This window comes from [Clostridium] symbiosum ATCC 14940 (assembly GCF_000466485.1).
Classification (GTDB): Bacteria; Bacillota; Clostridia; order Lachnospirales; family Lachnospiraceae; genus Otoolea; species Otoolea symbiosa.
This window is the reverse complement of sequence record NZ_KE993039.1, coordinates 1-1,383: the sequence shown is the minus strand read 5'-3', so window position 1 is coordinate 1,383 and position 1,383 is coordinate 1. Positions and strand designations below refer to the sequence as shown.

The window sequence follows — 1,383 nt, the reverse complement described above, 5'->3', positions numbered from 1 at the left end:
GACCTTTTGACCCCAACATCATGACATTGGTTCAGCCTTTGGCCAAACGGCAATATATGATGCACAAAACGGCAAAGAACGCCGTTAATTGTACAGGAACATTCTCCTGGCGGTACTCAGGACAGATGAAGGAGCAGAGTGCAGATGCAGACAATTAATGAAGACATTAAAAGCGGACAATATAAAAAAGTTTACCTGTTATATGGGGAAGAATCCTTCCTCAAGCAGAGCTATAAAAAGAAATTAAAAGAAGCGGTCGCCGGCGACGACACGATGAATTATAATTACTTCGAGGGAAAAGGACTGGATGTGAATGAGCTGATCAGTCTTTCCGACACCATGCCATTTTTTAGTGATAAAAGGCTGATTATAATCGAGGACAGCGGATTTTTCAAAACTTCCTCCGAGGCTCTCGCCGATTACCTGCCGATGATACCGGATACTACCTGTATTGTCTTCGTGGAAGATGCGGTGGATAAGAGAAACAGGCTGTTTAAAAAGGTTAAAGAGCTGGGGCATGCGGCTGAGATGAAACGCCAGGACAGCGCCCAGCTTGCTAGGTGGGCAGGCACGATCCTGGCGCAGAACGGCAGAAAGATAACCGGCTCTTCGATGAACCTTTTTCTGGAGCGTACCGGGGATGATATGGAGAACATCAGGATGGAGCTGGAAAAGCTGATTTCCTATACAATGGGAAGCGACGTAGTTACAACTGAGGATGTGGAGGCAGTCACAACGGTACAGGTAACCAATAAGATATTTGACATGGTCAATGCCATTGTGACAAGAAAGACGAGACTGGCCATGGACTTATATGAGGATCTTCTGACGCTCAAAGAACCGCCGATGCGGATACTCTTCCTGATAGCCAGGCAGTTTAATCAGCTTCTGCTGGTCAAAGAAATGACGGCAAAGGGAACAGACAGGGGAACGATCGCATCAAAGCTGAAAATTCCGCCCTTTGTGGCCGGAAAAGTATCGGCCCAGGCCGGCGCGTTCACCAGAGAACAGATTTTCTCCTACGTAAAAGGCTGTGTTGAGGCTGAGGAAGCAGTGAAGACGGGAAAGATGAATGACAGGATGGCGGTGGAATTATTGATTACGAGAAAATATTGATTTAGTTAAACAGGTGAGGACGCCGCCGGTACGGCCAGCGGACTGGGGAGTGTATATGAGTCTTTCGTCCCGGGTGTGATTGTCGTGGTTTGGGGCTGCGGGCGAAGATAAAGTCTGCGGAGCACGCTCCCGCTCTGTGAAATGCATCGCGCTGCTAGGCTCGAAAAGACCTCGCCAATCAGCGATGGATTTAGGCGGCATCCGCAGACCGCCTTTATGAAAGAATTGCACTGGAGTTGATATCTGCCTGCGGAAACACGTAGTGGC

At 48.5% G+C, this 1,383-nt stretch carries 1 protein-coding gene; it reads left to right on the top strand.

What is annotated here, in order from left to right:
* Window positions 1–144 precede the first annotated feature (144 nt).
* Window positions 145–1,116 (top strand): DNA polymerase III subunit delta, encoded by a 972-nt coding sequence (holA, locus tag CLOSYM_RS21025; RefSeq protein WP_021643733.1) that lies wholly within the window; start codon window positions 145–147, stop codon window positions 1,114–1,116.
* Window positions 1,117–1,383: the final 267 nt, after the last annotated feature.